Genomic DNA, 22,681 nt, shown 5'->3' with positions numbered 1-22,681 from the left:
GAAGGACTCCCGGCGCCGACCACTTAGCGTCTCCATGATCAACAGATCCGCCGTTTATCAGATACGCGCGCGCAGGCAGGTGGGCAAGTGGCGCGAGCGGGTGGGTGAGTAGGCGGAGTGGCAGTGTTGAGCGGCCTCTTGAGGGTGCGGGCTCCTGCTCACGTGCGGGAGAGCGCTGGCCTCGCTGTTATATGGGTTGGCCCAGCGGCGGCTGTTGTCCAGGAAATGGGGGGACGGCGCCGTGGTGAAGGCGGCCGAACCCAACGACGGGGCTCCTCTCCACCCTGCAACACGTACGCTATTTGTACGGTAAAAGTACGCACTACGTACGTTTCATGGGCTAGGGTGACCCTCGGGAGGTACTTCCATGTCCGAGTTGTACGCTGCGGTCGACGCCCTGCTGGCGTCCCGCGCCGCGCTGCCGCCGCCGGCGGAGCGCAAGCGGCTGCGGGTCGCGCACGGTCTGACGATCGATGAGGTAGCCAAGGCGCTGGAGGTCCGGCGGGCCACGGTCAGCGGCTGGGAGTCGGGCAAGACCGAGCCGCGGCCGCCGGAGCGGGACGCCTACGCCCGACTGCTCGACGGGCTGGCCAAGCTCTACCCCCGGCCTGACGATGCCGAAGCGCCGGCGCCCGTCCCGGATGCGGTCGCGCCGGGCGCGTTCCCCGGCCCGCCCTCAGTGGCGCCTGACTCTGCGGCGCGGCCCGCCGCAGGCAACACCCCTGCCGGTGCTCCTGACCCTGCGGTGCCGGGTGCGGAGGCGACCGCCAGGCCGTCGTCGTCACGGCGTCCGGCGGCGAAGAAGGGCACCGCCAAGTCCGCCGCCGCAGCCGATGCCGACCCGCGCTTCGCCAACGGTCCGTTGGCGGTCGTCGACGTCGACGTCGACGGTCAGGTGCTCGCGTACTGCGTGGGCGGCCTGGTGCTGGAGGTGCCCGCCAAGTCCCTGCCGTCGCTGGTGGACTGGACGTTGAAGGAGGCCCAGCTTGGGGCGCGGAAGCTGTCGGCTCCGGGCAAGGCGGCCGATCCGCTGGTCGTGCTGACCGAGGCCGCGTGCGAACGCTACGGCCTGCCCACCGTCCTCACGGCGGAGGAGCGGCTGTCCGGGCGTATCCCGGAGAGCCACAAGGTCGCCAAGCAGCTGACCCGCGCGCAGTGGCAGTTGACCAAGCGCGGCTTCGGGCCGTGGGCGCGGATCTACCGGCCGGCGCAGGTCGCTGGCCGGCAGTGCGTGCAGCTGTGCATCCCCTCCTGGGGGGCGCTGGATCCCCGCCACTGGGGCACCGCAGCCCAGCTGCCGCCGGCGGAGCTGGCCCGGGTGCTCGGCGTGTACGCGGACCGGGTGATGACGCCGCGCGGCTCGACCGCGGTGACCGGCTTGGAGTTGATGACCGCGCTGCACCCGCCGACCTACGCGGTGCGCGACGAGGAGACCGGACTGCTGCGGCAGGCCGACGACAAGAACCCCGGCTCGCTGGGCAAGGACCCGGTGGACTGCGCGCCGCCCGAAGCCCCCGACGGGCACCCCCTACTCAAGGACCTGCCGCGCTTCCATGTCCGCACCCCGGCGGAGAAGCTGTTCGAAGAAGCCCTGGACTGGGCGCGGCCGATGACCGATGCCGAATGCGTCCAGCGCTACCTGGTGGGCCTGGACGTGAACATGGCGTTCGCCGCCGGCGCCAACGGGCTGAGCGTCGGCCTGGGCACGCCGACGCATGTGGTGGACCCGGTGTTCGATCCGAAGCTGCCCGGCTCCTGGCGGGTGGACCTGTCCCATGTCGACCTGTCGCGGGTGAAGGTCGGCAAGCAGTGGGCGGAGCTGGACGCCGACCTGCTGCCGAGCCCGTTCACCCCCAAGGGCGACCGGCCCGAGGGGCCGGCCTGGTATGCGACCCCGACGGTGGCGTACGCGGTGGAGCTCGGGTACAACGTCACCCCCACCGAGGCCTACGTCCGGAACGACCACGGGCGGTATCTGGACGGCTGGTACAACCGGCTGCGCGACGCGTATCTGGCCACTATGGCCGACCTGGGCGTCGACGCGGATCTGTCGCCGACGGACTTCCTGGCGGCGATGGACGGCTACCAGCGCCGCGACCCGGACCTGGGCATCGTGCTGACCGCGATCAAGGCTACTGTCAAGGGCGGCCTCGGCAAGCTGCGCGAGCGCCCGCGGGGCGAGGGCTGGCGGTCGGGCGAGCCGTGGCGGGCACTGCAGAGGCCGACCTGGCGACCCGACATCCGGGCGGCGGTCATCTCCCGCACCCGCATCAACCTGCACCGCAAGGTCGTCAAGCACGCCGCGGCCACCGGCCAGTACCCGATCGCGATCAACTCCGACTGCGTCGTCTACGCCGCGAACGGCACCAGCCCGCTGGACTTCCTGCCCTACCCGGACGGCAAGCCCCTGCCGGGCGGCTTCAAGCTCGGCGTCAACCCCGGCCTGGTCAAATGGGAAGGCACCCAAACTACCGTGTGGGGCGAGGCGCTGCGCGAGACCCACCAGGCCCCGGAGCTGAACCTCGCCCGGTACATCAAGGACGGCATCGTCACCGAGAAGGACACCGGGGAGTAGACCGCGATGACCACAGAGTTCGGCGATGGCCTCAACCAGGCGGTCCACACGGCCTTCACGCGCCCGGCACCCAAGTCCGCCGGCGCCCAGATGCGCTACCTCGTCAAGCAGCTCGGCGGCACCAAGGCCGTCGCCCAGATGCTGCGCGTCTCGCAGCGCACCGTCGAGCGGTACGTCAAGGACAAGTTCAAAGCGCCCCGCAAAAACCTCGCCGTACGCCTGGAGCGCGAGGTCAAAGCGCGCTGGCAGCCGCAGGTACGGGCCAAGGCCCGCCAGAAAGCGGCCACCACCGGCGGCCTGGTCATCGACGTCCACGCCCGCCTCGGCTACGCCGGCGCCCCGGACAGCACGACCGACCAGGATCGCATCCGCCACCTCACCGTCGCCCTGCCCCCCCGCTACGCAGCCCGCCTGTTCGACGCCCAGCAGCGCGGCGCCACCGAGGACCAGCTGCGCGAGCTGACCGCCGACGCGCTGAAGGAGGTCTACTTCCAAGACGGCGGCACCCGCGCTGGCTCCCTGCGCGAAGTCCAGATCAACGACGTCGTACACCTGGAGTTCGGGCTGTAGGAACCACGCTTCGAACGTTCTGGCGGGCCCCGTGAGCGTTTTTGGTGGCCACTTGCCACCTCCCCATGAGCCCCATCGACCAGAACGCGAGGTGGGCACTCGGATGCAACCGTATGGGGGTATCTGGATGCCAGGAGACTCGGTTCGTGTCGAAGATGCCCGGGCAGGCGAAGTACGTCCGTCGGTATACGACCCACAGACGAGGTCATCAAGGTGCCCCGGGGATCCAACGCCAAACGGGAACGACAGTACGAGCACATGGAGAGCAGTCAAAAGAAACAGGGTAAGTCAACCAAGCGGGCCGAGGAGATCGCAGCCCGCACGGTCAACAAGGAGCGCGCCCGCGCTGGTGAATCGCGCACCGCCAGCCGCTCCTCTACCCAGGACATGTCCTCCTCCCAGCGCGGCGGACAGCGTTCGCATTCCGGCTCCGGCGGCCCCACCCGCGACCAGCTCTACAACGAAGCCCGGCAGCGCGACATCCAGGGCCGCTCCACGATGAACAAGGCGCAGCTGGCCAAGGCTCTCGGCCACTCGCTCCGTCCGCGAGTCTGGGCCGGGAACGGCCCGGACTGAAGGGGTTGCGCGCGGGTCGGTGCCGGTGCGTTCAGATCGCCGGGTAGGGGGCCTTGCGCAGTTGACGGGCGAGGTGCGCGGCATTCGCGGCAAGGGTCTTGGTGGTCGAGGCGACTGTGTCGGGCGTCATGTCGAGGTCCTGGTAGTCGGTGCCCTGCATAGCTTCGCCCACCCAGTAGGTCACCGCGCCGGGTGCCAGGGAAAAGCCGACGTCGTTGAGTCCTTGGAAGAGATCGGCGCTGACCTTGTGGGCGCCGTCTTCGTTGCCGACCACGCACACTGCCGCGACCTTCCCGTAGGTCAGCAGTCGGCCCTCGTCGTCGCTCTCCGACAGTTCGCCGTCGAGCCGCTCCAGAACGAGCTGGGCGATGCTGCCCGGGTGGCCGAGCCAGATCGGAGTCGACAGCACCAGGATATCGGCCGCGAGGATCTTCGCGCGGATACCGGGCCACGCATCGCCGTCGCCCATATCGACCTGCACGCCGGGGCGCACATGATGATCGGCGATCCGGATTACTTCACCGCTCGCGCCGTGCTCGCCCAGTGCGGTCATCACCTGCTGGGCGAGTAGCTGGGAACTGGAGCGGGCCGGGGACGGGCTGAGGGTGCAGACGAGGGCCACGGCCTTCAAAGGTGTCGGTTCCATGGGATGGCACCTACCCGTCAGCAGCATTCAATACCTGGACTGCGGGACAAAAGGACCGGTCGGCGCACATCCGGGCGTCCCGCAGATGGCGAGCGTGCAGAACCGGCGCCTTGGGCGGGACGCGGTAGTCCTTCATCCATGCGACCTCGGGGCTCAGACGCTCATGGCCGCTGTCAACCCTCGCCCGCAACGGTCTCCCGATGCCGGACGAGCGACGTTCTGCGGACCGGCTGGTGGAGGTGGGCTGCCCCGGCCCAGGGAGCGGCCCTCGTCGAGGTGGCCCCGGAACTGTCCGGGGCTGATCTGGTCGACTACCCGCTGTCGGTCATGCCCCGCCGCCTGCCCGGTCGACGCGACGCCCGTACGTTCGCTGCCAGATGCCGCGTCCGGGTGATATGCGGCCGGTGCCGCACATGCCCATCGATCCGTCGGGTAGCCGAAATGCAGCATGCGGGCATCAGGAACTGGTCTCACGAAGGTGGGCGCCCTGATGGTCCGGCCGGCGTCGACGTCAGACCCAGGAGGCGGCAAGCCATGACCGCGTACGGTTGCTTCCTCTCCTCGGAGGAGTTCTCCCCGTCCCGGTTGCTGGAGCAGGCGAAGATGGCGGAGCAGGCGGGATTCGAGGCGCTTGCGATCTCGGACCACTTCCACCCTTGGAACGACGAGCAGGGGCAGAGGTCCTTCGTCTGGTCGATGATCGGAGCGCTGTCGCAGGCGACGTCGCTGCCGGTGACGACGCTGGTGACCTGCCCCACCATTCGGATGCACCCGGCGGTCAACGCACAGGCCGCTGCGACGTCCGCTGTCCTGACCGGGGGCAGGTTCCGCTTCGGCATCGGCAGTGGCGAGGCTCGCAACGAACACATCCTCGGTGACACGTGGCCGGAGACGCCCCGGCGGCTGGAGATTCTGGAGGAGGCCGTCCAGGTGATCAAAAAGCTGTTCACGGGCGAGCAGATCACTCACCGGGACGCGCACTACACCGTGCAGAACGCCCGCCTGTACTCGCTGCCCGAGCACCCGGCCCCGATCTACGTCTCTGGTTTCGGACCGCAGGCGGCCGCCCTGGCCGGGCGGATCGGCGACGGTTTCCTGACCATGACGCCGGAAGCGGAGCTGGTGGCGCAGTTCCGGCGGGCGGGCGGCGGCGACAAGCCAGTCATCGGCGGCCTGAAAGTCTGCTGGGATACCGACCGCGACCGCGCGGTCAAGACCGTGCACCGCCTGTGGCCCCACGAGCAGCTGCCGGGCGAACTGGCCCAGGCCTTGCCCACGTCCCGCCACTTCGAGCAGGCCACCCGGCTGGTCACCGAGACGATGGTGCCGAAGCAGCCACCTGCGGAGACGACCCCGACGAGCACCTCGCCGCCGTCGCGGCCTACACCGACACCGGCTTCGACGAGGTATACGTCAACCAGATCGGACCGAACCAACGCGAGTTCTTCGACTTCTACCGCACCCGGATGCTGCCCGGCCTTCGTACCACCCACTAGCCACCGCCGACGAGTGCCGCCCGCGGCGCCCCGGCGCGGAACCCCCCGACCCCCCGAGCAAGAAGCGAGGAAGTGACCGCGATGCGAGCGACCGTATGGCACGGCAAGCGCGACGTCCGCGTGGACAACGTCCCCGACCCGGTCATCCAGGAACCGACGGATGCCATCGTGCGGGTCACGTCGAGTGGCTTGTGCGGGTCGGACCTGCACCTATACGAAGTATTGACGCCGTTCATGACGCCCGGCGACATTCTCGGCCATGAGCCGATCGGCATCGTCGAGGAGACGGGCAGCGCGGTGCCCGGGCTGAAGGCCGGGGACCGGGTCGTGGTGCCCTTCCAGATCGCTTGCGGCAGCTGTCACATGTGTCAGATCGGGCTGCCGACCCAGTGTGAGACCACTCAGGTCCGGGAGCACGGCATGGGGGCGGCGCTGTTCGGCTACACGAAGCTCTACGGCCAGGTTCCCGGCGCCCAGGCCGAGTTCTTGCGGGTCCCACAGGCTCACTTCGGCCCGATCAAGGTGCCGCACGGGCCGGCCGACGACCGGTTCGTGTACCTCTCCGACGTGCTGCCCACCGCCTGGCAGGCCGTCGCCTACGCCGACGTCACCCCCGGCAGCACGCTCGCCGTCCTCGGCCTGGGCCCGATCGGCGCCATGGCGTGCCGTATCGCCCGGCACCGCGGGGCAGCGACGGTCATCGGGGTGGACCATGTGCCCGAGCGGCTGGAGCGCGCCCGGCAGGACGGGGTCGAGGTAGTCGACCTGGACGGCTTCGATCATGAGGACGAGCTGCTGGCGGCCGTCCGCGACCTCACCGGCGGCCGCGGGCCGGACGCGGTCATCGACGCGGTCGGCACCGAGGCCCACGGCAGCCCGGCGGGCCGGCTCGCCCAGCAGGCGACCGGGCTGCTGCCATCCCGCTGGGCGGAGAAGATCATGCAACACGCGGGCGTCGACCGGATGGGCGCGCTGCATCTGGCGATCTCCCTGGTCCGTCGCGGCGGGACCGTCTCCATCTCCGGCGTCTACGGCGGCATGACCGATCCCATGCCGATGCTCACCATGTTCGACAAGCAGCTCCAGTTCCGGATGGGCCAGGCCAATGTGCGCCGCTGGAGCGACGAGATCCTGCCGCTGCTCACCGACGAGGACCCGCTGGGCGTCGACACGTTCGCCACCCACCACGTGCCACTCGACGACGCGGCCGACGCCTACACCATGTTCCAGAAGAAGACCGACGGCGCGATCAAGGTGCTGTTCCAGCCGTGACGGCACCGCGGTGCGCCACCCGAAGGAAACAACCATGACTCTGCTGAGCACGCCGCCGCCCATCACGGGCCTGTCGGCAGTCGTCACCGGCGGATCGCGGGGCCTGGGCCTGCTGCTCGCCCGTGAACTCGGCCACCGCGGATGCGCGGTCACCATCGCCGCGCGCGACCGGGACGAACTCCAAGAGGCCACCACCCTCCTGGCCCCGCACGCCCCCGGCGGGGTCCACCCCGAGGTGTGCGACGTCCGCGAGCGCCATCAGGTCCGTGAGCTGTTCGCACGGACCGCCGACCGCACCGGCGGCGTCGACATCGTCATCGGCAACGCCGGCATCATCCAGGTGGGGCCGGTCGACGACCTGGGCATCGACGGATTCGACGCCGCGATGAGCGCCATCTTCTCCGGCGCGGTGCATACCGCTCTGGAGGCGCTGCCGTACCTGCGGCGCAGCCCGGCTGGCGGGCGGCTGGCGCTGATCGGGTCCGTCGGCGGCCTCTTCGCCGTGCCGCACCTGCTCCCGTACTCCTGCGCGAAATCAGCGGTGGCCGCCCTCGCCGAGGGGCTGTACGCCGAGGAGCGCGCCCACGGGGTGAGCGTCACCGGGGTGCACCCCGGCCTGATGCGGACCGGCTCACACCTGCACGCCCTGTTTGGCGGCGACACGGAGCAGGAGTACGCCTGGTTCTCCGCCCTCAATGGCACACCCCTGCTGTCGATGGACGCCGAACGGGCCGCCGAGCGCATCATCACCGGCATCCAGCGCCGCCGGCCCCGCCTCGTCCTGACCCCGGCGGCCCGCCTCGGCAGTGCGCTCCACGGGGGTGCCCCCGTCACGGTGACGCGGATGTCCGCTGTTCTGGCCCGCGCTCTGCCGGAACGGACCGGGAACAGCGTGCTGGCGGAAGGCCGCACCGCGGACGCGGCCCGGTCGGGGCGACGAAACCGGTTCCTGCGGCGTTGGACGGCGCGGAACGAGCGGGCTGCCGACCGCTTTAACCAGCGGAGCGGCCGCAGGGGGAGCTGAAAGGGGTAGGACATACATGCGCGTCGGAGGCGCGCCGGTCGAGCCCTCCGGGGCGCACGGGTCTGGTGCGGTGCGGGCGGCGGGTCAGCCCGGCGCTTCCTGCGGCTCCGGGGCATCAGACCGCTGGTTCTTCAGATCGGCTGTTGCGCCGGTCTTCTCCTCGCCGGTGTCTGTCGCCTGCTGGGTCGGCAGCTCGCGGGATGCCTTTTGTGGCGTCGCGTGCGACCGCGCTGCGGTCGTCAGGCATGGCATCCCCGTTCGTTTGACAGACCCCAGAGCTGTGTTACTAGTTGCTGGGGAGGAAGTTGTAGCACCAGCCGCTGGTGTTGGGGTAGGTCCCGTTGAAGAGGAGGTAGTCGCCAGTTTCCCTGCCGACGATGCCGTCGGCGACGAGGTTGTGGCGCTGCTGCTGGAACCAGACCAGACCTTCCTTGGTCTGGGGGCCCCAGTAACCGTCTTCCGTGATCTGCGCGTGGTGCGTCCGGTAGGGGAACGAGCTGGCTTCGTCGGCGAAGGTGAAGTTCCGACGGTGCTGAACGCACCAGACGGCGTCTTTCCCGTTGGCGTAGCCATCACCAATGTACGGCGCGCCGGTGCGGGCCTGCGCACTTCCGGTGAGAGCGCCAACGAGCAGCACCGCGGCTTCTGCGGCCACCACCGTCGACCGCATGATTTTGACGAACAGAACGTCCTTCTGTTTCGAAGTCTTGAGCCCCGCATTCTGGGGCTCCAAGATCGATGTCAGCGCGGTGGCGGGCGCTTCGGGCACCTGAGCGCTGCACGCTCAGGAGAGATCGGCCTCGCTGCGCTCGGCCGAGGCGCCTCGGGAGCTGGAGCGCCTCGCGGCTCTGCTTCGCAGAGCCGGCCCCCTTGGGGCCGGTGTCCTGCGCTTCGCTTCGGACGGCCCGGCATGGTGCCCCCGTTCACCCAGATCGGACTACGCGGTTACACGGTGATCTGTCGGGCGTATACCTCGATCTCGATCTTCATGCGGGGATCGGCGAGGCCGCACATGAGCATGGTGGCGGCCGGCCGGACCTCTCCGAAGGCGCGACGCAGTACCGGCCAGCAGGGCTCGAAGTCGGTCCGGTCGGGCAGCAGATAGCGCACCCGGACCACGTCAGCGAAGGTGCACTCCGCTTCGGTCAAGGCGGCCTCGATGTTGCGCAGGCACTGCTCAGCCTGCTCCACCACGTTGTCCGAGATCGTCATGGTGGTGTAGTCGAACCCGGTCGTCCCGGACACATGAACCCACTCGCCGTCGACCACGGCGCGGGCATAGCCGATCTGCTCCTCGAACGTCGAGCCGCTGAGGATGGAACGTCGCTCTGTCATGCGACGAACGCTAAGTGACCAGCACTGATACGTCTAATACGCTTCCGAGCATGGCGTGATATCTCTATGCGTATGGAGTGCCCTGAACTTCCCCTCCCGCAGCTGCACGCCTTTGTCGTGCTCGCCGAGGAACTCCACTTCGGCCGCGCCGCCACCCGCTTGGGCATCGCCCAGCCGCCGCTGAGCCAGCAGATCCGCCGCCTGGAAGACAAGGTCGGGTACGCGCTCTTCAGCCGCGAACCGGGGAATATCGGCCTCACTCCGGCGGGCCGGGAACTCCTGCCCGCTGCCCGGCATGCCCTCACCGACCTGGCAGAGGGTCTGACTGCAGCCAGAGAAGTCGGCAGCGGTAGGGCCGGCCGCCTGCGGATCGGCTTCGCCGCCTCTCTCGCCCTCACTGTCCTCCCCGGCCTGCTGCGCACCTTCCGGGAACGGTTTCCCGCCGTGGCCCTGGACATCCAGGAGATGACCACCACACCGCAACTGGCCGCTCTGCGCGAAAGGACGATCGACATCGGCCTGTTGCGCGAACCGCCCACCCATGACGCGGACCTCGGATTCAAGTGCGTGTTGACCGAGCCGTTCGTGGCCGTCCTGCCCTCCCCACACCCCCTCGCGGCACAACGGACCGTCAGGGTCGCGCAGTTGGCAGACTGCCCCTTTGTGCTCCTGCCCCGCGCCGTTGGCCCGCCGCTGTACGACCAGATCACCAACCTGTGCACCGCTGCGGGTTTCACCCCCCAAGTGACCCAGCACGCCGTGGAATGGCAGACCGTCTGCGCCCTGGTGGAAACCGGCCTGGGCGTATCACTGGCCCCGAAGAGCATCCGCCGTATCCGTCTCAAGGGCGTCGCCTTCCGCGGGATCGAGCCCGGCACCACGCGCACACGAGTCGCCGTCGCGTGGCGCAAGAACGATGCAAACCCCCTGGTCCTACGCCTATTGGCAGTTCTCAATCAAGATCCGCCGGACAGGCCCTAGCACCCTGCTCGCAGGCGGCGTGGTAGAGGACGTGTTCGTCGTAGATCCGCTGGGCGCCTGGCCCCGCGCCGGTGCGGAGCACCGCCTGCGCCAGCCGGCGCGAGCCCGGAAAGGACGTTACCTCGACGACGGCGAAATGCCGCACCCGCGCATCGCGCCGCTGCGCCGCAGGGCGAACAGCGACGTCCGGTCGGTAACCACGTAGGTGCGGATTAGGCGGCGGTACTCGCCATAGCCGTAGCCGCGGTCTCGAACCATCGCTGGGGCGGTTCCGCAGGCAGCCGCTACAGCCCGGAATGCGGGGTATCACGTCCAGTGGCGGTATGAGCTGGGTGGCATCGTGCCGGTGTCCGCTGTGAGCGCTACGAGGAGGGGAGTGCCGCGCCGGTCGATGATCACGTGGGGCTTGCTGCCCGTCCGGCTCCGGTCGACCGGTGGGGGCTCTGGGATGTCGTCTTTAATCCTGTTCATTTTCTTGCGCGCTGGGGCTGGGGGTGAGGGTGTCTGCAGACTCGCCCGGGCCGTCACTGTCCTTCCCTTCGCTGAGGTCCGTCTCGGCGTCCTCGATTTCGGCCTCGACCTCTTCGCCAGCCGTCCGAGGACGACCATTTTCGGTGCTCATGGTTTCTCCATTCTTCCTCTGCGGACTGATCGCCTACCCGTATCCGCCTGTTCGTAACGGACCGCGGGAGGGACCTCGCGCATATGGCATATGGAGGCAGCGCTACGCGGCAGCCGGATACCACCGTCGAGAGCGGTGGGCGCGGGAGGCGGCGTGAGCCCCGTGGTGCGAGCCCGCGCATGGTCCGTGCCCAACGCTGCCGCCGTGGGAGAGCCCGATATCTGCATCGTCGGCATCGGCCGCCGCATTCAGGCAGTTGCCCGGCGTATCGCAAAGGAAGCACGGTATCGGCCAGCAGGGATATCCGTATGATCTTCGATCATTGCGCCGCGCAACACCAAATCGCGACCCTGAATGCACTCCACTTCCTCATGCTTCACTCGACTTCCTTGCCCTGATATAGCCAAGGCGAGCGGCATTTCGAATGTCCGGCATGTAAGCATATGGGCACGGAGTTCGCCATGGCGTTCACATCGGGAACGTGACATCCGAGATTGGATCAGACTATGGAATGAGAAACTGTGAAGGTTTCGTGCGGATGCACGCTTCGGGGTGTTTCTCGAACCCCCCACACCGTATCTACGGGTGACAGGAAATAACAACACCAGAAAGGCCTGGCGGCTAAGGGCGGCCATCTTCTGACAGGGCGCTAGCGGTGTCCAGCAACTCGGACGCTTGATGATTCGTTGATGTCACCAGGGCATTGGGTCGATGGAGAAGCGCTTCGGCTCGTCGCGATGCTGCTGGTTGGAGTGTCACTCGCTGGGGCAGCCGCTCTATGTGATCACTATTGGAGTGGAAGAGGAGTATCTGCTCCTCGATCCGGCCAGTGCTCTTCCGGTATCGCGGTCCGAGCAGGTGCGGTCGGCGGCGGGATTGGGGCCGATCGTAGAGACGGGCGAAATCCAGGCGGAATTGCTGCAGGCCCAGGTCGAGGTGGCCACGCCGGTGTGCTCGGAGCTCAGCGAAGTCAGCGCTCATCTGATTCGACTACGGCGCGCGCTCGCCGTGGCCGCCGAGCGTGCACAATGCCGGGTGGCCGCTTCCGGCACAGCGCCGCTCAAGGACGCGGTGCCCGTACCCGTGACACCCCGCCCCCGCTATCTCGCGCTGCGAGAACAGGCCCAGCAGTTGGTGCATGAGCAGTTGGTCAATGGCATGCACGTGCACGTGGCGGTCCCCGATCGCGAAATAGGCGTTGCCGTACTCAACCGCATTCGCCCCTGGCTTCCCGTCCTGATCGCCATGGGGGCTAATTCGCCCGTGTGGGAATGGAACGACACCGGGTTCGCCAGCTGGCGAACCGTACTTTTCGGGCGCTGGCCCGTCAGCGGGCCGACCCCGCAGTTCGCCGACCTCGCCGACTATGAACGCCGCATGCAGGCGTTGCTATCGGCTGGGGTCATCGCTGACACCGGACAGCTCTACTGGCACGCCAGGCTCTCCGAGCGGTACCCCACGGTCGAGGTGCGGTGCCTGGACGTACAGCTCAGAACCGACGAGGCGGTGATGTTCGCCGGCATGGTCCGCGCGCTCGTCGCGACCGCCATGCGCGACGAGAGGGCGGGCACGCCGATACCTCAGTGCCCGCAGGAGCTGCTGCACGCGATGACCTGGCACGCCGCGCGGCACGGCCTGGGCAGCGCCCTGGTTGACGCGCAAGGCCGACAGCGTAGAGCAGGGGACGTCGTCTGCGCCCTTGTCGATCACCTCTCGCCGGCCCTGGAGGAGGCGGGCGATACGCGTGAGGTGACTTCCTTGCTCCACCGGTTCCTCCAGGAGGGCACCGGTGCGGACCGTCAGCGGCGCGCGCTGGTCAGTGGAGGAATGCACTCGTTGATCGACCTCGTCACCGACCGCGCGGGCGAGGCCTGACGTATGGGCAGGGCCCAGGGTCGCGCGAGGAATGTGGCGAGGCTGTTGAGGCGGTCGCATCCATCTGGGTCCCGGTGGCCCATACGCGGTTCCCCCGCATGGCGTCTGCCGGCGGGTGTCGAGTTTTCCGCTCGGGGCGCGGGGGAATTCGCGTGTACATGGACCATTCACGAACGCCTATACTCGAGGCGCTGGCGGCGTATCACTCCAGCGGTCAGACGCCCTTCACACCGCCGGGCCACAAGCAGGGACGAGGCACCGATCCGCGCGTGCTTGCCGCCTTGGGCGAAGCGGTGTTCCGCTCCGATGTGCTCGCAACAGCCGGACTGGACGACCGGTCCTCATCGAAGGGGATCATCGAACAAGCCCAGGCCTTGATGGCCGACGCGGTCGGCGCCGACCACACCTTCTTCTCAACCTGCGGCAGCTCCCTGTCCGTCAAGGCAGCGATGCTGGCGGTGGCGGGACCGTACGAGAAGCTGCTGGTGGGACGGGATGCCCACAAGTCGGTGGTGTCCGGATTGGTGCTGGCGGGCATCCAGCCGGTCTGGGTCGAACCACAGTGGGATCCTGAGCGCCACATTGCGCATCCGCCGTCCGCTGACGCCTTCCGCGCGGCGTTCGCGGAGCACCCGGGCGCCCGCGGCGCGTTGGTGACCACACCTACCCCGTACGGGACCTGCTCGGATCTCGCCGCCATCGCTGAGGCTTGCCATGACCACGACAGGCCCTTGATCGTCGACGAGGCGTGGGGGGCGCACCTTCCCTTCCACCCTGACCTTCCCACCTGGGCGATGGACGCCGGAGCTGACGTTTGCGTCACGTCAGTCCACAAAATGGGTGCCGGTTTGGAGCAGGGGTCGGTGTTCCACTTGCAAGGTGAGCTGATTGATCCCCATGTGCTTCAAAGCCGTGCGGACCTGCTGGGGACCACCAGCCCCTCGGTACTGATCTACGCTGCGCTGGACGGCTGGCGCAGGCAGATGGTCGAGCAGGGGCGTGGGCTCTACGACAGTGCCCTGAAGCTGGCTTCGACGGTGCGCGCGCGGATCGCGAGCATCGAGGGCTTGCACGTTCACGGCCGGAAGGACTTCTGCGGCCCTGGCCGATCAGCGGACATGGACCCCTTGCAGATCATCATCGACATCACCGGCCTGGCAACCACCGGCTACCGAGCTGCCGACTGGATCCGCGAGCACCACGCGGTCAATCTGCACCTGAGCGACCACCGCCGGATCAGCGCCCAGCTCACCCACGCGGACGACGAGCAAAGCTCCGAGGCCCTGCTGAGGGCGTTGCACGACCTGGTAGCCCACGCGGCCTCCCTCCGCCCCGCCGACCGCGTGGCGGTCCCCGACCCGCGACACCTGCGCCTGGAACAGGCAATGCTTCCGCGCGACGCGTACTTCGGTCGAATCGAACAGGTGCCCTGCGAGCAGGCGGTAGGCCGGGTGAGCGCGGAGATGCTGACGCCGTACCCGCCCGGGATCCCGGCGGCTCTGCCCGGCGAACGGTTCAATTCGGACGTCCTGCACTATCTGCGCAGCGGTGTCGACGCAGGCATGGTGGTCCCAGACGCGGCGGACAGCGATGTCAAAAGCGTGCGCGTAGTCATCGAGGATTAGTTTCACTCTGTCGGGGATCTTGGAGTTGCTGGATCAGGCGCCCAGGGTTCGCCAGGAATGCGGCCGGGGGATCGCGTGCTGGTCGAGGTAGGTCTGGAACGGGGTCGGTCGGCGTGGCCGGGATGCTGCTTCGGTCGGTGAGAGACGGCTGAGCCGCTCGATGTTGATGGCGATGGCGGTCAGGAGGTGCTGGATGTGGGCCTTGTCCTGGCCTCGGTAGCGGCAGCGGTGCAAGCCGTGTCCGTGGGCGAACTCGTTGACGGTGCCCTCAACTCCGGAACGGGGCTGTGCGCGGTGAGGGCCCGCGCGCCGAGTTGTTTTCACGCGCTGTCCCGGTCCCGGATGCTGTGGCGTGATCGCCCAGCAGCGCGCCATGCGGGCGTTCGCTCGGTCTGGTTCAGTGCGCCGGAGGTGGGATGGGCTTTTGGGGCCGGGGCGTTGAGGGGGTGTAGCCCTTGGCCTTGCTCAGGTCGGCACCGTTCAGCATGGCGTCGGTGAGGTCCGCGTCGGCCAGTTTCGCGCCGGTCACGTCCGCGGAGAACAGGAACGCTCCGGTCAGGTCCGCGGCTGTCAGATCCACCCGTACGCCGATGCGGACTTCTTCCGCGTTGTCGCCGAGGTTGGTGACTGCAGCGGTGTGGCGGTTGGTGACCTGCCCGTCGCGGGTCAGGTTCTGCTCGCTGGCGGCTTGGCGGACGGTGATCAGTGCGGCTCCGACTGCCGTGAGGGTGGCGAGGCTGACCAGCAGGCCACCGAGCTCTTCAGGCGGGTCCACCAGGGGCTGTGGTCCGGGCTGGTCGCGGGGGAGAGGGGGCGGCGGCGCTGCCCGTGATGGCCGGCGTCGACGTGGGCGCCGGCGCAGCGGCCGGGGCCGTTGTCGGGGTGGGTGGGGGCGGTGACTGCCGGCGCCCGCGAATCCGCGTGATGGTGCGGTGCAACCGTGCGGCGTGTGCCCTGTGGGCGGGGCTCGGGCTGGTTATGGCGGTACTTCAGCAGATCCCCGACCTCACCGAACCGTATTGTCCGATGCGTGACCATGCTGAGACCCGTAGCGCGCGGAGCCCCGCCCTGACCGTGCGCCCCGTGGTGCGCTGACCGGCGCCGGCAGTCTGCCGCCGACGGCGGCGCTACGACATCCACATCTGCCTGCGTCGGCCCTGCGGCTGGCTGGACGAGGCCCGGCGACTTCCCCGAGCGGCGGCGGCGCGGCCGTGCCGGGCGACGGCCTGTGCCAGGACAGCGACGGCGAGGAGATGACGAGCGTGCTGCAGCGAGGACGCTTGCTCAGCGGTAGACAGTGCACTGCCGTGGCTTGAACCTCACGCGGGGTGAGGAGGCATGGTGGCTCCATGACTCCTTCTGCAACCTGGAAAGTAGGCCGACTCGCGGAGGCCAGCGGTCTGACCGTGCGCACGCTGCACCACTGGGACACCATCGGGCTGCTCAGTCCCTCGCAACGCACCACGGGAGGACACAGGGAATACACCGACAACGACCTCGTCCGTCTCTATCAGGTGTTGGCGCTGCGTAGTCTGGGGCTGGCGCTGGATTCCATTGCTGTCTGTCTCGATGCGGGTGTCGGTCCGACGCGCCTGGTCCGGGATCACTTGGCGGGTGTGGAGGCGTCCATCGAAGCGCTCGGCGTCCTGCGCGAGCGGCTCGTGCGACTCGGTGAGGAGCTGGCGGCTGACAAGTCTCCGGCGGCCCCGGCTCTGCTCGACGCGCTGCGGGCGATCGGCGGCACCGGTCCGGAGAACGAGCACACGTTGAGCCGCCACCTGGATGCCGAGGAGCTACAGGCCCTGCGGACGCGTGCCGCTGCCCTGGGGCCCGCGATGCATTACCTGCTCGAAGTCGAGTGGCCCGAGTTGTACCGAAGAGCCGAACGGCTCCGTGCGACGGGAACTCCGGCCACGGATCAGAAGACCCGCCGACTGGTGGCCCGCATGGATGAGCTGAGCGCATTGTTCACCGGCGGCGATGCGGGTATCTCCGCCGGTGTGAGGGCTGCCTGGCACGACGATCCAGCCGCCATGTCGGCAGACCCCGGTGCTCCGGCCGACGACTGGCGAGAGCTGGCTGAGTACCTGGACCGCGCGCGCCACAGCTCCGCCTGACTCGCGCCCGCTGTGGTCGCCCCTGCATTCCCATGTGCCCCCAAGGAGGCTGCTGATGAACCGACGGATCCGCATGCGTACCGCTCTGGCCTCAACGATCCCCACTCTCCTCACCCTTCCCGTCATCTGCCTCTTGGCCGCGGTCGACGCGGTACCGTGGTCCCTTCTCCTCACCCTGCCTGTAGTGCTCGTGGTTCACGTCGCTGTCACCTTCTCCCGCCTGGATCAGAGGCTGACCAAGGCCCGCTCCGGCCGCCCGGCGTCCTGGTGAGCACACGTGGTCGCCCGTGCGCCTCAGCTGCCTTCATGCAGAGCCGCTCAGGTCCTCACCCCCGGGACTGCTGCTCGGCTCGGACTCGGGGGGCGGCGAGACCGTAGGAGGCGATGCCGGTGCCGATGATGTGGCCGCCAAAAGGGAGGCGATAGCCGGCGCGCCCGGCTGGTCCTTCAGCCGGCCAACCGGCCCAGGGGCTGGTGGGGGCGGCACACGGGGCAGGTTGCGGCGTCGGGTCGCGCGCGGGTGGCGCGGGTTTGGTCGGTGGTGACGGGGTGGGAGAGGCCGCGGACGGCGTGGCAGTCGCCGCGGTGCACGAGGCGCGCCGGCCCCCGCGCTCGGGGCCGAAATCCACCGGCTCCTCGACCCGCGAGGCCGGGACGGCGCCGTGCCACACGGTGGGTCCCGCGTCATACGGCTGACCCTCGAGCGGCTAGCACCGCCTCGCGGGTACGGCAAAGCCGCCGGGCGCGGATTCGTCGACCAGGCGCCCGCGCTGCTCGGCCGCGGAGGCAGGTGGATCTGCAATCGGTATCGCCAGGTCTCGTCGCGTTCTTTGCGGCGGGCCTTGACCACGGCGTGCAGCTGCTGCCCGTCATGCACCCGCACCTGCGGCCCGTCGGCCGCCGGCGAACCCGCTGTTTGCTCACCGCCCCGCTCGCCCACCGTTTTCATTCTCGTTCGAGTCGGTGAGGGAACGCCGGTCGGCGGACGGCATGGCCGGCATTCCACGGACATCACGGATCCAGGTCACAGCGCTGCGGATAGGAACGAAGAGCGGTGTCGCCCCGCGCCACGGTGCTTCAGGGGGCGGTGGTCCACTGGAGGGGGTCGGCCGCCGCGCCATTCGACCCAGCGCAGTTGGTCCAGCCCAGGTCGGGCCGCTTGGCGCTCTCCGACTGCTGAGCGGGGCGGTGGGAAGTTCGGCGAACAAGATCCCCGACAGAGTCACGCTCTGGGCGCACCGGGAGAACAGCGCAGCAGGACCGCTTCGGCTGTCGGCTGCCGGCGTGCTCGCGGGCCCCAGGCTGTCCGCAGGGCGGCCAGTGCATCCAGCGCTCCACTGTCCGCCTGCTGCGCTCAGTGCGTCAGTCGCCCCACCCGCTGATGCCGTCGGGCGTCGGATCCTCGTGAAGCCGGCTCCGGAGCCGTATCAAGCTGCAAGGTCGGCAACTTGAGCCAACTCATCGAGCAGTTCCGCACGCGACGCTGGTCTTCACGGCGCACGGCTTCGACGACCCGTCGATGATCTCGCGGACATCCACTGGCACACATCCAGGATTGACACGCATAGCTAGGCCTATCAGACACCCCGCCGGGGCGGAATCGCCCGATGGAGTGGGGGTGCCCCCGGCCCGCCGGCACGCGGCGACGCCACCGTCATAGGACACAGATATGCTGCTGCCCGCCGCCACGAGCCCCTCGCCGCCCGGTCCGCAGCCCTCACCCCTTGCGGAGCATCCACGGCACTGGAGACCAGGGCGCCGCGTGTGGGCCACAGCAGTGCACGCACCGCAACGTCAGCCCCCACACGCGGATGCGGGGGTGCTATCGCCCCGTTCCGTAGGCGGCCATGAACATGTCCAGCAGCCCGTCGACCGCGCTCTCGTCGATGGGGCGGACCGATAGCAGGCTGCGGTAATAGAGCGTGCCGCAGAGCACCTCAGCGGCGAATTCCAGATTCACTCCGGCGGTCAGCTCGCCGGCCTGTTGAGCACGGGTGATGCGTTCGAGGGTGCTGCGTTCGACCGTGCTCAGGAAGCGTTCATGCAAGGTCGCTCGCAACAGGGGATCGGCTTGGGCTTCGGCGATGACCGCACGGTAGACGGGGCCGATCGGCGGGCTGGACAGGGCGAGGCCCGAGCGCAGGAACTGCTCGCGCAGGTCCGCACGGACATCGCCGGTGTTGCGGTAGTCCAGATCAGCGCTCCACACGCGGGCGAGCGCGTCGAGCAGCAGTGCGGGCAGGGAGGGCCAGCGGCGGTAGATCGTGTGCTTTCCGACCCCGGCCCGACGGCCGACCGCCTCAACGCTCAAACCGGCGTATCCGACTTCGGCGGCCAGTTCGAGAACTGCCTGCAGCAGCGCTTCGGTGCGCGCGGCGCCTCGGCGCCTGGGAGTGCCCGGCGTGTCGGTCATATCCGCAATATATCGGCACAGGACGTGCCGTTGACAAGATCCGGGCTGCCCGGCAATATTCCTTCTGATCGACACGTAGCGTGCCGATACCGAGCGGTCTCTCGTCGAATGCGCAGAAGCCGACAGGGGTCTCTGCGGCGGCCCCGCACTGAGATCGGCCTGTGCCGGCGCAGCTCATGGAACGCATGAGTCGGCCCGTCGGACATCGAGGCCCGCCGGTCCGCGGGGCGATCTGCCCTGCATGAGCACGGCATCCGGGCGAGGGGGAGAGATGGGCAGCAGGGGCAGAACGAGACGATGGCCCGAGATGGTCGCGGGAGTCTCGCTGGCAGTAGCGGCGCTGGTCGCCTGCGGGGATAACGGTGCCGCGGATACCACGTCGTCCGGCAAGGCCCGCGGTCCGAAGCGACTTTCCAGCCGCCGAACCGTCGGGCCTTCGATCCGCCCGTGCGCTTCGAGGGACCCACGGTGGAACTGCCGGATGCCGAGCAGCCGAGTACCTCGAGCGGGGAAGTGACGCGACCTGCTGTGACGCTCGCCGACGGGGTGGCGTACATCACCGCCGAGGGCGGACTGGAAGCGATCGATACCGCAACCGGTGAACCGCGTTGGGAGGCGCGGACGAAGAACGCCGCGGAGCGGGGCGGGTTCGGCAGCGAACGGGTCGCTCCATGGGTCTCGCCCAACGGCAAGACCGTGTACGCCGCCTGGGACCGGCAGGTGCAGGGCGCCGGGACCACGCCGAGCCGCTCGGTGATCGAAGTGCTGGCCATCAACACGGCCACCGGCAAGCGAGCCTGGTCGGCCGAGATCGCGGCGGCCCCGAGTTCCGCCGGGCTGGCCGCTGTGCCCATCGGCGCCGATGAGAGCCTCGCACCGCAGGTCGTCGCAGTGGACGCCGACACGGCGATCATCACCGCCGCCGACACCACTTACGCCCTCGATCCTGCGGCGGGCACTGTCCGTTGGAAAAAGGCCGACTTTCGCGCGTTGACCTTCGCCGACCAGGTCGTGGCGGGCGGAGAAGCAACCGAGTACGCGCACGGCCGGCTGGTAGGCCTTGCTGCAGCAACCGGCGAACAGCGGTGGACCGTGGCCCAAGCCCGGCAGCCCGCCCTGGCGGCACCGCGGTTGGTGAGCGCGCATCTCGACGACACGACCATCGTGGTGGACGCCGTCAGCGGCACGCTGCGTGTGACCCTCGCGGGCCGAGGCTGGCGGTGCCTCCACGACATGCAGTCCCTGGTCGTGTGCTCCAGGTACGGTTACCGGGTGGCAGATCGCGCGATCATGATGTTCGACGCCGCGTCACTCCAGAAGGTATGGACCTTGTCAGCTGGCTCCGGGCGTACGGTGCCGAAGATCACCGGTTTCTGGCACGGCGCGGTGTACGGAGAGGTGGGCGACGAACCCATCGTCCTGGACGGCAAGACCGGACAGGATCGACAGATCTCTGCCGGCGCCGCACCCTACGAGATCGACCGGTACGGCGGCATCGAAGGATCACGTTTCCACCGCGCCGCCGGCTGACGCGGGCGCCCGCCGTCCGCCCCGAGTGGAGACAGGGCGAGGCACGGTCCCCGGCCCAGGGCTGACCGATTTGGGTGTGCTGAGTGGGTGTGGCTGGCGGTGTTGTTCTTCGAGGACGCCAACACGGAACGTTCCGCGGAATGGCGGCCCCTACCCGCCCCGGCGACCGCTCCGCGAACCTACCGTTCAAAGATCGCGGGCGAGATGGTCCCCGTCACGCCGGCAGGATCTGATCGCCCGTGCTGGGCATGCCGGTGGGGCCCGCAATTGTCACGTGGTGGAGTTCCAGCCCCGTACGAAAGCCGGGGCGCCGGCCGGACGGTCGCGCTTCGGGGCTCAGCGGTGCGGGGTGATGGATCAGCGGGTGTGTGCGACGCGGGTCAGGGGGTGGTCGGCTTGGCGGCGGTGTGGATTGTGCCGTATGTAGGTGTGGGAGAGGGCCAGGTGGGCGAAGGCGACGACGTTGCCGAGGCATTGCTGGTGTGCCTGGTCGGAGGCGGCCCGCGGGTGATCGGGCGCAGTTCGGGGTGCGCAGCGGCCCCGTAGACCTTGTGGTCGGGGGCACTGGGTGGCGCTGGAGGCGTTGCACCTCCACGCCTCCCCACGGGCGCGGTGGAGACGCTGACCGTAGGGATCAAGGTGAAGTAACCGCGGGAGCTCGCTGGCTGCGCGAAGCCGCGCAGCTGGCCGTCTATGCCGATGCAGCCCGCGACCTCATCCGGGCCGCGAGCGACGCCCAGGCGTGGATGTCGCGTAACTACCCGAATCACGGTGAGGACCAATCCGCTTCGTCCGAAGCGTCGAATGACACCGACGCAGCCCCGCAACGGAGGCGGTGCCCATAAGTGCACTCACACCTACCAGCCTGATTGGCGGCAACCGCAGCGACGTCAGGCAGCTGGTCCCGTTGTTCCACCTGACGGCCGGCCTCGCCACTCTCGGCGAAGGAGGCCGAAGACCCAGGAGTCGGAGATGTCGCCGTTGACGACGCAGTCCTCGCGGAGGGTGCCTTCGCGGACGAAGCCGAGTTTCTCCAGGACCCGGGCGGACGCCACGTTGCGGGTGTCGGTCTCGGCCTGGACGCGGTTCAGGTCCAGGGTGTCGAACGCCCACCGCAGGACGGCGTGCGCGGTCTCCGTGGCGTAGCCGTGGCCCCAGGCGGCGGTGTCGAAGACGTAGCCCAGGGACGCGCTGCGGAAGTCCGGGTTCCAGCTGGTCAGGCCGCACCAGCCGATGAAAGTGCTGTCGGAGACGCGGTCGACGGCTATCCGCGCTCCCGTGCCTTCTTCCTCGATCGTGCGGCAGGTCGCGAGGAAGCGCTGGGCGCGGGCCGGTTCCGTCCACGGCGGGGAGTCCCAGTAGCGCAGCACGTGGGCGCTGCTGTGCAGCGCGTAGAGTGGTGCCGCATCGGCGGCGGTGAACGGGCGCAGTCGCAGGCGGTCGGTGTGTAGCTCCGGGGTGCGCAAAGTCATGCGGAGCATCCTGCCGCGTGACGCTCGCCCCCAGCCATCCGTTTATCCATCCATCCGGACGGTCGGGGGCGCGGACGTTCCCGGTGACGCCGGAGGCGCAGCATGGCGGTGAGCCCGCAGCACCGTGTCCGCATGGCGAGAAGACATCGGCTCTACTGGCGGACCGTCGGGAGCCGACCAGCCTCGTGTTGGACCGGCCCCGGACAGATGGAGGTATCCAGTCCATGTCGCCGGGCCGGACGGCACCGCCGGCGGCGCGCTTGTTGGTCGGCCGGCCTGATGAGACGCCGCTGCCCCTGCCCACCCGGCGCAACCACTCGAAGGCCCCCGTGGCCAGTTTCGTGACGGCCGCTGCTACTCCTGCGCGAACGATGGTGCGGCCTGTGCATCCTGGTAGGCCTCTGAACCCGACCCGGCATAGGGCCAGCGAGCGTGCCGCGGCCGGATGCGGCCGCAGCACTTCTCCCCAACCCGCAAGGGAGGGAGTCGTCGAAGGTGGGACTGGCGATTGGGACGAAGTCGTAACAAGGTAGCCGTACCGGAAGGTGCGGC

The 22,681-nt window shown here is 68.9% G+C and carries 19 protein-coding genes and 2 pseudogenes; 11 read left to right on the top strand and 10 right to left on the bottom strand.

Translation table 11 applies throughout. The features are described from left to right. Positions 1 to 367: 367 nt before the first annotated feature. The 3 genes from ABZ721_RS37605 (at position 368) to ABZ721_RS37595 (ending at position 3,721) form a co-directional block, all read left to right on the top strand. Positions 368 to 2,575, top strand: coding sequence for a helix-turn-helix domain-containing protein (locus tag ABZ721_RS37605; RefSeq protein WP_358793310.1), 2,208 nt, complete (start codon positions 368 to 370; stop codon positions 2,573 to 2,575). A 6-nt stretch (positions 2,576 to 2,581) separates the two neighbouring features. Beyond that, entirely contained in the window at positions 2,582 to 3,145 is a 564-nt protein-coding gene (locus ABZ721_RS37600) for an XRE family transcriptional regulator (protein WP_358793309.1), read from the top strand. Positions 3,146 to 3,358: 213 nt separating this feature from the next. Next, a complete protein-coding gene (locus ABZ721_RS37595) occupies positions 3,359 to 3,721 on the top strand; it encodes a plasmid stabilization protein (protein WP_358793308.1) in 363 nt (120 codons plus the stop codon). A gap of 31 nt (positions 3,722 to 3,752) precedes the next feature. Here the strand turns inward: ABZ721_RS37595 and ABZ721_RS37590 are convergent, their stop codons facing one another. Further along, positions 3,753 to 4,367, bottom strand: a complete 615-nt coding sequence (locus ABZ721_RS37590; RefSeq protein ID WP_358793307.1) for an NAD(P)H-dependent oxidoreductase — start codon at positions 4,365 to 4,367, stop codon at positions 3,753 to 3,755. Between the two features lie 534 nt (positions 4,368 to 4,901). Here ABZ721_RS37590 and ABZ721_RS37585 point away from each other — a divergent pair. The 3 genes and pseudogenes from ABZ721_RS37585 (at position 4,902) to ABZ721_RS37575 (ending at position 8,159) form a co-directional block, all read left to right on the top strand. After that, positions 4,902 to 5,863: pseudogene (locus tag ABZ721_RS37585) on the top strand (TIGR03557 family F420-dependent LLM class oxidoreductase). An 81-nt stretch (positions 5,864 to 5,944) separates the two neighbouring features. Continuing rightward, entirely contained in the window at positions 5,945 to 7,135 is a 1,191-nt protein-coding gene (locus ABZ721_RS37580; RefSeq protein WP_358793306.1) for a zinc-dependent alcohol dehydrogenase, read from the top strand. A 34-nt stretch (positions 7,136 to 7,169) separates the two neighbouring features. Beyond that, positions 7,170 to 8,159, top strand: a complete 990-nt coding sequence (locus ABZ721_RS37575; RefSeq protein WP_358793305.1) for an SDR family oxidoreductase — start codon at positions 7,170 to 7,172, stop codon at positions 8,157 to 8,159. 286 nt (positions 8,160 to 8,445) lie between these two features. Here ABZ721_RS37575 and ABZ721_RS37570 read toward each other — a convergent pair whose 3' ends face one another. Continuing rightward, a complete protein-coding gene (locus ABZ721_RS37570; protein WP_358793304.1) occupies positions 8,446 to 8,928 on the bottom strand; it encodes a peptidoglycan-binding domain-containing protein in 483 nt (160 codons plus the stop codon). 176 nt (positions 8,929 to 9,104) lie between these two features. Beyond that, positions 9,105 to 9,494, bottom strand: coding sequence for a RidA family protein (locus ABZ721_RS37565; RefSeq protein WP_358793303.1), 390 nt, complete (start codon positions 9,492 to 9,494; stop codon positions 9,105 to 9,107). Positions 9,495 to 9,566: 72 nt separating this feature from the next. On the opposite strand from ABZ721_RS37565, the gene ABZ721_RS37560 reads away from it, so the two are divergent. Beyond that, positions 9,567 to 10,475: a LysR family transcriptional regulator gene (locus ABZ721_RS37560; protein ID WP_358793302.1), complete on the top strand. Its 909-nt coding sequence runs from the start codon at positions 9,567 to 9,569 to the stop codon at positions 10,473 to 10,475. Between the two features lie 28 nt (positions 10,476 to 10,503). Here the strand turns inward: ABZ721_RS37560 and ABZ721_RS37555 are convergent. Next, positions 10,504 to 10,658 (bottom strand): annotated as a pseudogene (locus ABZ721_RS37555) (iron-containing redox enzyme family protein); the annotation flags it as partial. Positions 10,659 to 10,932: 274 nt separating this feature from the next. After that, complete coding sequence (locus ABZ721_RS37550; protein WP_358793301.1) at positions 10,933 to 11,097, bottom strand: hypothetical protein; 165 nt, start codon at positions 11,095 to 11,097, stop codon at positions 10,933 to 10,935. Between the two features lie 780 nt (positions 11,098 to 11,877). Here ABZ721_RS37550 and ABZ721_RS37545 point away from each other — a divergent pair. Then, entirely contained in the window at positions 11,878 to 12,972 is a 1,095-nt protein-coding gene (locus tag ABZ721_RS37545; RefSeq protein ID WP_358793318.1) for a glutamate--cysteine ligase, read from the top strand. A 158-nt stretch (positions 12,973 to 13,130) separates the two neighbouring features. Beyond that, entirely contained in the window at positions 13,131 to 14,597 is a 1,467-nt protein-coding gene (locus ABZ721_RS37540; protein ID WP_358793317.1) for an ornithine decarboxylase, read from the top strand. A gap of 33 nt (positions 14,598 to 14,630) precedes the next feature. Here the strand turns inward: ABZ721_RS37540 and ABZ721_RS37535 are convergent, their stop codons facing one another. Together ABZ721_RS37535 and ABZ721_RS37530 are read right to left on the bottom strand one after the other, a co-directional pair. Then, complete coding sequence (locus ABZ721_RS37535; RefSeq protein WP_358793300.1) at positions 14,631 to 14,972, bottom strand: transposase; 342 nt, start codon at positions 14,970 to 14,972, stop codon at positions 14,631 to 14,633. Positions 14,973 to 14,994: 22 nt separating this feature from the next. Next, positions 14,995 to 15,372 carry a pentapeptide repeat-containing protein gene (locus ABZ721_RS37530; protein WP_358793299.1) on the bottom strand — a complete coding sequence of 126 codons (378 nt, stop codon included), beginning with the start codon at positions 15,370 to 15,372 and terminating at the stop codon, positions 14,995 to 14,997. 574 nt (positions 15,373 to 15,946) lie between these two features. Here ABZ721_RS37530 and ABZ721_RS37525 point away from each other — a divergent pair. Next, positions 15,947 to 16,714 carry a MerR family transcriptional regulator gene (locus ABZ721_RS37525; protein ID WP_358793298.1) on the top strand — a complete coding sequence of 256 codons (768 nt, stop codon included), beginning with the start codon at positions 15,947 to 15,949 and terminating at the stop codon, positions 16,712 to 16,714. Between the two features lie 447 nt (positions 16,715 to 17,161). Here ABZ721_RS37525 and ABZ721_RS37520 read toward each other — a convergent pair whose 3' ends face one another. Together ABZ721_RS37520 and ABZ721_RS37515 are read right to left on the bottom strand one after the other, a co-directional pair. Beyond that, positions 17,162 to 17,383, bottom strand: coding sequence for a DUF6233 domain-containing protein (locus ABZ721_RS37520; protein WP_358793297.1), 222 nt, complete (start codon positions 17,381 to 17,383; stop codon positions 17,162 to 17,164). Positions 17,384 to 18,536: 1,153 nt separating this feature from the next. Further along, positions 18,537 to 19,127: a TetR/AcrR family transcriptional regulator gene (locus ABZ721_RS37515; RefSeq protein ID WP_358793296.1), complete on the bottom strand. Its 591-nt coding sequence runs from the start codon at positions 19,125 to 19,127 to the stop codon at positions 18,537 to 18,539. A 447-nt stretch (positions 19,128 to 19,574) separates the two neighbouring features. Between ABZ721_RS37515 and ABZ721_RS37510 the strand changes: the two genes are divergently transcribed. Then, entirely contained in the window at positions 19,575 to 20,657 is a 1,083-nt protein-coding gene (locus tag ABZ721_RS37510; protein ID WP_358793295.1) for a PQQ-binding-like beta-propeller repeat protein, read from the top strand. Between the two features lie 890 nt (positions 20,658 to 21,547). Here the strand turns inward: ABZ721_RS37510 and ABZ721_RS37505 are convergent. Beyond that, entirely contained in the window at positions 21,548 to 22,129 is a 582-nt protein-coding gene (locus ABZ721_RS37505; RefSeq protein ID WP_358793294.1) for a GNAT family protein, read from the bottom strand. Positions 22,130 to 22,681: the final 552 nt, after the last annotated feature.

It is taken from the genome of Streptomyces sp. NPDC006733 (assembly GCF_040636125.1).
Taxonomy (GTDB): domain Bacteria; phylum Actinomycetota; class Actinomycetes; order Streptomycetales; family Streptomycetaceae; genus Actinacidiphila.
Note: the sequence above shows the minus strand (reverse complement) of the source record. Positions and strands in the feature narration are given on the sequence as shown.

Excerpts from the sequence above, each read along its gene's own strand:
- ABZ721_RS37575 (WP_358793305.1), top strand. The coding sequence starts at position 7,170 with ATGACTCTGCTGAGCACGCCGCCGCCCATCACGGGCCTGTCGGCAGTC.
- ABZ721_RS37565 (WP_358793303.1), bottom strand. The coding sequence starts at position 9,494 with ATGACAGAGCGACGTTCCATCCTCAGCGGCTCGACGTTCGAGGAGCAG.
- ABZ721_RS37590 (WP_358793307.1), bottom strand. The coding sequence starts at position 4,367 with ATGGAACCGACACCTTTGAAGGCCGTGGCCCTCGTCTGCACCCTCAGC.
- ABZ721_RS37505 (WP_358793294.1), bottom strand. The coding sequence starts at position 22,129 with ATGACTTTGCGCACCCCGGAGCTACACACCGACCGCCTGCGACTGCGC.
- ABZ721_RS37515 (WP_358793296.1), bottom strand. The coding sequence starts at position 19,127 with ATGACCGACACGCCGGGCACTCCCAGGCGCCGAGGCGCCGCGCGCACC.
- ABZ721_RS37540 (WP_358793317.1), top strand. The coding sequence starts at position 13,131 with ATGGACCATTCACGAACGCCTATACTCGAGGCGCTGGCGGCGTATCAC.
- ABZ721_RS37600 (WP_358793309.1), top strand. The coding sequence starts at position 2,582 with ATGACCACAGAGTTCGGCGATGGCCTCAACCAGGCGGTCCACACGGCC.
- ABZ721_RS37605 (WP_358793310.1), top strand. The coding sequence starts at position 368 with ATGTCCGAGTTGTACGCTGCGGTCGACGCCCTGCTGGCGTCCCGCGCC.
- ABZ721_RS37535 (WP_358793300.1), bottom strand. The coding sequence starts at position 14,972 with ATGGCGCGCTGCTGGGCGATCACGCCACAGCATCCGGGACCGGGACAG.
- ABZ721_RS37550 (WP_358793301.1), bottom strand. The coding sequence starts at position 11,097 with ATGAGCACCGAAAATGGTCGTCCTCGGACGGCTGGCGAAGAGGTCGAG.
- ABZ721_RS37560 (WP_358793302.1), top strand. The coding sequence starts at position 9,567 with ATGGAGTGCCCTGAACTTCCCCTCCCGCAGCTGCACGCCTTTGTCGTG.
- ABZ721_RS37525 (WP_358793298.1), top strand. The coding sequence starts at position 15,947 with ATGACTCCTTCTGCAACCTGGAAAGTAGGCCGACTCGCGGAGGCCAGC.
- ABZ721_RS37580 (WP_358793306.1), top strand. The coding sequence starts at position 5,945 with ATGCGAGCGACCGTATGGCACGGCAAGCGCGACGTCCGCGTGGACAAC.